This is a genomic window from Pantoea sp. ANP04 (genome assembly GCF_041982285.1).
GTDB classification, from domain to species: Bacteria; Pseudomonadota; Gammaproteobacteria; order Enterobacterales; family Enterobacteriaceae; genus Pantoea; species Pantoea eucalypti.
On sequence record NZ_JAUTYS010000022.1, the window covers coordinates 21,988 to 28,295 of the forward strand.

General features: G+C 50.7%; 11 protein-coding genes and 1 pseudogene. 1 reads left to right on the top strand and 11 read right to left on the bottom strand.

Annotated elements, in window-relative coordinates; genetic code table 11:
• Nucleotides 1-8: 8 nt before the first annotated feature.
• From rpsC to rpsJ, 8 genes are read right to left on the bottom strand one after another with little or no spacing between them, the layout of a single operon-like run.
• On the bottom strand, nt 9-707 hold the full coding sequence (gene rpsC, locus Q7C21_RS21605; protein ID WP_008927135.1) for a 30S ribosomal protein S3: 699 nt from the start codon (nt 705-707) through the stop codon (nt 9-11).
• 17 nt (nt 708-724) lie between these two features.
• Nucleotides 725-1,057 (bottom strand): 50S ribosomal protein L22, encoded by a 333-nt coding sequence (gene rplV, locus Q7C21_RS21610; RefSeq protein WP_008927136.1) that lies wholly within the window; start codon nt 1,055-1,057, stop codon nt 725-727.
• A 13-nt stretch (nt 1,058-1,070) separates the two neighbouring features.
• Nucleotides 1,071-1,349, bottom strand: a complete 279-nt coding sequence (gene rpsS, locus Q7C21_RS21615) for a 30S ribosomal protein S19 (RefSeq protein WP_001138115.1) — start codon at nt 1,347-1,349, stop codon at nt 1,071-1,073.
• Between the two features lie 16 nt (nt 1,350-1,365).
• Entirely contained in the window at nt 1,366-2,187 is an 822-nt protein-coding gene (gene rplB, locus Q7C21_RS21620; RefSeq protein ID WP_008927137.1) for a 50S ribosomal protein L2, read from the bottom strand.
• Between the two features lie 17 nt (nt 2,188-2,204).
• Nucleotides 2,205-2,507: a 50S ribosomal protein L23 gene (gene rplW / locus Q7C21_RS21625; protein WP_003850708.1), complete on the bottom strand. Its 303-nt coding sequence runs from the start codon at nt 2,505-2,507 to the stop codon at nt 2,205-2,207.
• Nucleotides 2,504-3,109: a 50S ribosomal protein L4 gene (gene rplD / locus Q7C21_RS21630; RefSeq protein ID WP_003850711.1), complete on the bottom strand. Its 606-nt coding sequence runs from the start codon at nt 3,107-3,109 to the stop codon at nt 2,504-2,506. The genes rplW and rplD overlap by 4 nt, the downstream gene beginning before the upstream one ends.
• A gap of 10 nt (nt 3,110-3,119) precedes the next feature.
• Nucleotides 3,120-3,749, bottom strand: a complete 630-nt coding sequence (gene rplC, locus Q7C21_RS21635; RefSeq protein ID WP_003850712.1) for a 50S ribosomal protein L3 — start codon at nt 3,747-3,749, stop codon at nt 3,120-3,122.
• Between the two features lie 32 nt (nt 3,750-3,781).
• Nucleotides 3,782-4,093 (bottom strand): 30S ribosomal protein S10, encoded by a 312-nt coding sequence (gene rpsJ / locus Q7C21_RS21640; RefSeq protein WP_001181005.1) that lies wholly within the window; start codon nt 4,091-4,093, stop codon nt 3,782-3,784.
• Nucleotides 4,094-4,486: 393 nt separating this feature from the next.
• Between rpsJ and Q7C21_RS21645 the strand changes: the two genes are divergently transcribed.
• On the top strand, nt 4,487-5,260 hold the full coding sequence (locus Q7C21_RS21645) for an A24 family peptidase (protein WP_003850715.1): 774 nt from the start codon (nt 4,487-4,489) through the stop codon (nt 5,258-5,260).
• Here the strand turns inward: Q7C21_RS21645 and bfr are convergent.
• The 3 genes and pseudogenes from bfr to tuf all read right to left on the bottom strand — a co-directional run.
• The gene (gene bfr, locus Q7C21_RS21650) at nt 5,247-5,720 is read right to left on the bottom strand and encodes a bacterioferritin (RefSeq protein WP_008927139.1); all 474 of its coding nucleotides are present in this window, start codon (nt 5,718-5,720) and stop codon (nt 5,247-5,249) included. The two genes, Q7C21_RS21645 and bfr, sit on opposite strands and share 14 nt — an antisense overlap.
• 99 nt (nt 5,721-5,819) lie before the next feature.
• Complete coding sequence (bfd, locus tag Q7C21_RS21655; RefSeq protein WP_008927140.1) at nt 5,820-6,014, bottom strand: bacterioferritin-associated ferredoxin; 195 nt, start codon at nt 6,012-6,014, stop codon at nt 5,820-5,822.
• A gap of 171 nt (nt 6,015-6,185) precedes the next feature.
• Nucleotides 6,186-6,308 (bottom strand): annotated as a pseudogene (tuf, locus tag Q7C21_RS21660) (elongation factor Tu); the annotation flags it as partial.

Genomic DNA, 6,308 nt, shown 5'->3' on the forward strand with positions numbered 1-6,308 from the left:
GACTCTCCTTACTTACGGCCTTTACGCTGCTGCTTTTTAGGTTGAGCAGCCGGTTCCGGTTGTTCAACAGCAGCCATACCACCCAGGATCTCACCTTTGAAGATCCATACCTTAACGCCGATTACACCATAAGTGGTGTGCGCTTCAGAGGTGTTGTAGTCAATGTCAGCACGCAGTGTGTGCAATGGCACGCGACCTTCACGATACCATTCGGTACGTGCGATCTCGGCGCCACCCAGACGGCCGCTAACTTCGACTTTAATACCCTTCGCGCCAAGACGCATGGCGTTCTGAACCGCACGCTTCATAGCACGACGGAACATCACACGACGCTCCAGCTGTGAAGTGATGCTGTCAGCTACCAGTTTCGCGTCCAGTTCCGGCTTGCGGACTTCGGCGATATTAATCTGTGCAGGAACGCCAGCGATTTTCGCGACGACCGTGCGCAGTTTTTCTACATCTTCGCCTTTCTTACCGATGACGATGCCCGGACGAGCGGTGTGAATAGTCACACGGATGCTCTTCGCAGGACGCTCGATAACGATACGAGAGACAGATGCTTTAGCCAGTTCCTTAGTCAGGAACTGACGTACTTTAAAATCGCTGTCCAGGTTGTCAGCGAATTCATTGGTGTTCGCAAACCAGGTAGAGTTCCATGGTTTTACAATACCCAGGCGAATACCATTAGGATGTACTTTCTGACCCATTGCTAGTCTCCAGAGTCTCAGCGATCGGACACAACCACAGTAATGTGGCTGGTGCGCTTCAGGATGCGATCTGCACGACCTTTGGCACGCGGCATAATGCGTTTCATGGTCGGACCTTCATCAACGAAAATTTTCGTGATTTTCAGATCGTCGATATCAGCGCCATCGTTGTGTTCGGCGTTAGCAATGGCAGATTCCAGAACTTTTTTGACCAGTACAGCCGCTTTCTTATTGGTGTAGGTCAAAATGTCCAGTGCCTGCGACACTTTCTTACCGCGAATCAGGTCAGCAACAAGGCGAACCTTCTGAGCAGAAGAACGAGCGTGGCGATGTTGAGCTAAAGTTTCCATCTCTTCCTCCTACTTATTTCTTCTTGGCTTTTTTATCAGCCGCGTGACCGCGATAAGTACGTGTCGGCGCGAATTCACCCAGTTTGTGACCAACCATTTCGTCGGAAACAAAGACAGGAACGTGCTGACGACCATTATGGACAGCGATGGTCAAACCGATCATGTTAGGAAAGATCGTTGAACGACGGGACCAAGTGCGCAAAGGCTTCTTGTCACCGCTTTCCACCGCTTTCTCTACCTTCTTCAGCAAGTGCAGGTCAATAAAAGGACCTTTCTTGAGAGAACGTGGCATGGCTTATCCTCTAATATTATTTGCTACGGCGACGTACGATAAACTTATCGGTACGCTTGTTGCTACGGGTCTTCTTACCTTTGGTCTGAACGCCCCACGGAGTTACCGGGTGCTTACCAAAGTTACGACCTTCACCACCACCGTGCGGGTGATCAACTGGGTTCATCGCGGTACCACGAACGGTCGGACGAACACCACGCCAACGGGCTGCACCGGCTTTACCCAGAACGCGAAGCATGTGCTCAGCGTTGCCGACTTCGCCCAGTGTTGCGCGGCAGTCAGACTCGACTTTACGCATTTCACCTGAACGCAGACGCAGGGTAACGTAAGAACCTTCACGAGCAACGATCTGCACGTAAGCACCAGCTGAGCGAGCAATCTGACCGCCTTTGCCTGGTTTCATTTCTACGTTATGCACGGTTGAACCCACCGGGATGTTACGCATCGGCAGAGTGTTACCTGCTTTGATCGCAGCATCAACGCCAGATTGAATCTGGTCGCCGGCTTTCAGGCCTTTAGGGGCCAGGATGTAACGGCGCTCGCCGTCTTTGTACAGAACCAGTGCGATGTTCGCAGAGCGGTTCGGATCGTACTCAAGACGTTCAACAACTGCCGGGATACCATCTTTGTTGCGTTTGAAGTCAACAATACGGTAAGCCTGCTTGTGACCACCACCGATATGACGGGTAGTGATACGACCATTGTTGTTACGGCCACCGGATTTGCTGTTTTTTTCTACCAGCGGGGCGAATGGTTTGCCCTTGTGCAGCTCCGCGTTTACCACTTTAACTACATGGCGACGACCCGGAGATGTCGGTTTACATTTAACAACTGCCATTGTCTTTCTCCTCCGACTTACTCAGCGCCGCCAGCGAAGTCCAGATTCTGGCCTTCTTTCAGGGTGACGTAAGCTTTTTTCCAGTCGCTACGACGACCGATACGCTGTCCTTGACGCTTAACTTTGCCCTTAACTACCAGGGTGTTTACGTCTTTAACTTCTACTTCGAACAGTTTCTCAACAGCAGCAACGATCTCTGCTTTGGTCGCGTCATTAGCAACTTTGAGAACGATGGTATTGGTTTTTTCCATCGCGCTAGATGCTTTTTCAGATACGTGCGGCGCGCGCAGTACTTTCAGCAGACGTTCTTCACGGATCATGCCAGCATCTCCTCAACTTGCTTAACTGCATCAGCAGTCATAACGACTTTGTCGAAGGCGATCAGGCTAACTGGGTCGATACCGGATGCATCACGCACGTCAACCTTGTACAGGTTACGCGCAGCCAGGAACAGATTCTCATCCAGTTCACCGGTGATGATCAGCACGTCTTCCAGAGCCATGTCTTTCAGTTTCTGTACCAGCAGCTTGGTTTTCGGTGCTTCTACAGCAAATGATTCGACAACGATCAGACGATCTTGACGTACCAGTTCGGACAGGATGCTTTTCAGCGCGCCGCGGTACATCTTTTTGTTAACTTTTTGACTGTGGTCCTGTGGCTTCGCAGCAAAGGTCACACCACCTGAACGCCAGATTGGGCTCTTTACAGAACCTGCACGCGCACGGCCGGTGCCTTTTTGACGCCATGGCTTTTTGCCTGAACCAGTTACTTCGGCGCGAGTTTTCTGCGCACGAGTACCCTGGCGGGCGCCAGATGCGTAAGCAACAACAACCTGGTGAACCAGCGCTTCGTTGAAATCACGACCGAAGGTAGTTTCGGAAACAGTCAGCGCGCTCTGCGCGTCTTTCAATACTAATTCCATTGCTATCCCCTTACGCCTTCACAGCTGGTTTAACGATCAGGTCGCTACCGGTAGCACCGGGAACTGCACCTTTAACCAGCAGCAGGTTGCGCTCAGCGTCAACACGTACCACGTCCAGACTCTGAACGGTTACGCGCTCATTACCCAGCTGACCTGCCATTTTCTTGCCTTTGAACACTTTGCCCGGAGTCTGGTTCTGACCGATTGAACCCGGAACGCGGTGAGACAAGGAGTTACCGTGAGTAGCGTCCTGGGTACGGAAGTTCCAGCGCTTAACGGTACCGGCGAAACCTTTACCTTTAGAGGTACCGGTTACGTCAACTTTTTTAACTTCAGCGAAAATTTCAACGCTGATGCTCTGACCTACAGAGTATTCTTCACCTTCAGCGGTGCGGAATTCCCACAGGCCACGGCCAGCTTCAACGCCAGCTTTAGCAAAATGACCAGCTTCAGGTTTGGTCACACGGTTTGCTTTTTTAGCACCGGTGGTAACCTGAATTGCCTGGTAACCATCGTTTTCCAGGCCTTTGACCTGAGTAACGCGGTTCGCTTCAACTTCGATTACGGTGACGGGGATAGAAACGCCATCTTCAGTGAAGATGCGGGTCATGCCCACTTTTTTACCGACTAAACCAATCATTGTTTCAACCTCTCAATCGCTCGATGACCTGATTAACCCAGGCTGATCTGCACGTCAACACCGGCAGCCAGATCCAGACGCATCAGAGCATCAACGGTTTTTTCAGTTGGCTCAACGATGTCTACCAGACGCTTGTGAGTGCGGATTTCGTACTGATCACGCGCATCTTTGTTAACGTGCGGAGAGATCAGAACAGTAAAACGCTCTTTGCGGGTTGGCAGCGGGATTGGACCACGAACCTGCGCACCAGTGCGCTTGGCGGTCTCAACGATTTCCGCGGTTGATTGATCGATCAGACGATGATCAAACGCTTTAAGACGGATACGGATTCTTTGGTTCTGCATGAGACCAGAGCTCCAAACTTTTTATAGACGAAAAAAATTACTACTCGAGCCCATTACGATTGATGGGAGAGTGTAATCGTTCAGCATATAACTCCACAATTGGGAGTATTGTCAGGCGGCCTAAAATTCAGCCGTCTGCGATTCTGCTCGAATCGCGCCTGCAATATCTGCAGGCCCGCGCATTATACGTAAATCTGTTCAGGAAGCAACCCGTGTTGCGCTTTTCCCTGCTAAATAGTGGCCGACGTGTGAGGCGCGCGTCGCAGTGAACTGCTTTAAGGCTGATAAATCATGGATTCAATTGTGAGCACATTTCCGGGGTTCCTCATTCGCAGATGACACAGAACAGCAAGCCGGTGAGAGTGTTCGTCACCTTTTACCTGGAGCATAACCATGTCCCTGCCCTTTATTACTCAAATCGCTGTTCTGGCTGGCGGAGGTGCATTAGGAAGCTTTCTGTCTCTGGCCTGTGCGCGCTTCTCTCCTGCCCTCCCTCCTGACCAGTGGTTTGCCTCACTCTGCTTCCCCGGGTCACGGTGCACCCATTGTCAGCAGCGCCTGCTATGGCGCGATAAACTGCCTCTGGTCAGCTGGCCAGTCTTAAAAGGACGGTGTCGTTTCTGCAATCAGCTATTCAGCGAATCGAGCTTTGTCATGGAATGTCTGACTGCAATGCTCTGTCTGCTGGTGCTACAAAGCTTTACCCATTCTGCAGACGCGATTTTTATTATTGCGGCCTCTGGCCTGTTGCTACTGGTGGCGGCTATTGATTGTCGCCACTACTGTATACCCGACCCGCTGAGCTATCTGCTGCTCTGGCTGGGATTACTGCACGCCTCACTAACCGGAAATGAAACAGCGGCGATATGGGGCGCCCTGACTGGATACTGTGCGTTGTGGCTGCTTGCCTGGGGCTATCGGCTGGTAAGGGGGTTTGAAGGATTAGGCTATGGCGATATCAAGCTTTTTGCAGCGCTAGGTGCCTGCTGTGGCTGGCAGGCATTACCCTGGATTGCGCTGGGTGCTACAGTTCTGGCGTTAGCGACCATCGTGATGTTGCAACGACGGGGCGTAGTCCAGATGGACAGCCCGCTACCCTTTGGGCCGTTCCTGGCCATTGCGGGCTGGGTGATGCTTGTACTTCAGGCGCGGTTCACTCTTCTTTGATTTGAGCCTGCAAATAGTTCTGGATGCCCATCCTCTGGATGAGCTCAAGCTCCGTCTCAATCCAGTCGATGTGGTGTTCTTCATCCGCCAGGATTTCAATCATCATGTCACGGCTGACGTAATCATGAACTTTATCAGCATAGGAGATCGCTTCACGAAGATCTTTAGCGCCTTCCAGCTCCAGATTCAGGTCTGAACTCAGCATCTCCTCAACGTCTTCTCCAATACGCAGACGTCCCAGATCCTGAAGATTTGGAATGCCTTCAAGAAAAAGAATGCGCTCAATATATTTGTCAGCATGCTTCATCTCATCGATTGATTCGTGATACTCCACATCATTGAGGCGCATCAGTCCCCAGTTTTTAAACATGCGTGCATGCAGAAAGTACTGGTTGATAGCAACCAGTTCATTTCCAAGCAGTTTATTGAGATGACTAATAACTTTGATATCACCCTTCATTGTTAACCCTCCGCGTCTGATTTATTAGAGCGTAGATGCGGTTAAAAAGAAGTCAAAAAAGCGTGACAGATATTGTGGGTATTCACACACCGATGTTCGTCAGGCTATCTCTTTATAGAGTGGCGGATTTTGCATCTCTTCATCCAGGATTTCACGCGCAGCACGAACGCATTTGCCGCATTGTTTGCCTACTGGCACAAACTGACGCAGTTGCTGGATAGACTCAGGCTGATAGCGACGCACGACTTCACGAAGGGTTTTATCACTGATGGCATTACAAAGGCAGACGTACATTGATTCATCACTCTGGTACATTTTCTATACACAGTGTAAATGCGAATAGTTTTTATTTCAAACCCACCCTTTGCAGGGTTATGGCTTATTCAGAGCAAAAAAAAAGAGCACCGAAGTGCTCTTTTATCTGTGTTGCAGTGGCCGTTTGCACGACTACAGCAGATATAACAATTAAGCGATAACTTTAGCAACAACACCCGCGCCAACGGTACGGCCGCCTTCGCGGATTGCGAAGCGCAGACCTTCGTCCATTGCGATTGGGTGGATCAGGGTAACAACCATTTTGATGTTGTC

Coding starts and splice junctions, on each gene's coding strand:
- rpsC (WP_008927135.1), bottom strand. CDS start 707: ATGGGTCAGAAAGTACATCCTAATGGTATTCGCCTGGGTATTGTAAAA.
- rplV (WP_008927136.1), bottom strand. CDS start 1,057: ATGGAAACTTTAGCTCAACATCGCCACGCTCGTTCTTCTGCTCAGAAG.
- rpsS (WP_001138115.1), bottom strand. CDS start 1,349: ATGCCACGTTCTCTCAAGAAAGGTCCTTTTATTGACCTGCACTTGCTG.
- rplB (WP_008927137.1), bottom strand. CDS start 2,187: ATGGCAGTTGTTAAATGTAAACCGACATCTCCGGGTCGTCGCCATGTA.
- rplW (WP_003850708.1), bottom strand. CDS start 2,507: ATGATCCGTGAAGAACGTCTGCTGAAAGTACTGCGCGCGCCGCACGTA.
- rplD (WP_003850711.1), bottom strand. CDS start 3,109: ATGGAATTAGTATTGAAAGACGCGCAGAGCGCGCTGACTGTTTCCGAA.
- rplC (WP_003850712.1), bottom strand. CDS start 3,749: ATGATTGGTTTAGTCGGTAAAAAAGTGGGCATGACCCGCATCTTCACT.
- rpsJ (WP_001181005.1), bottom strand. CDS start 4,093: ATGCAGAACCAAAGAATCCGTATCCGTCTTAAAGCGTTTGATCATCGT.
- Q7C21_RS21645 (WP_003850715.1), top strand. CDS start 4,487: ATGTCCCTGCCCTTTATTACTCAAATCGCTGTTCTGGCTGGCGGAGGT.
- bfr (WP_008927139.1), bottom strand. CDS start 5,720: ATGAAGGGTGATATCAAAGTTATTAGTCATCTCAATAAACTGCTTGGA.
- bfd (WP_008927140.1), bottom strand. CDS start 6,014: ATGTACGTCTGCCTTTGTAATGCCATCAGTGATAAAACCCTTCGTGAA.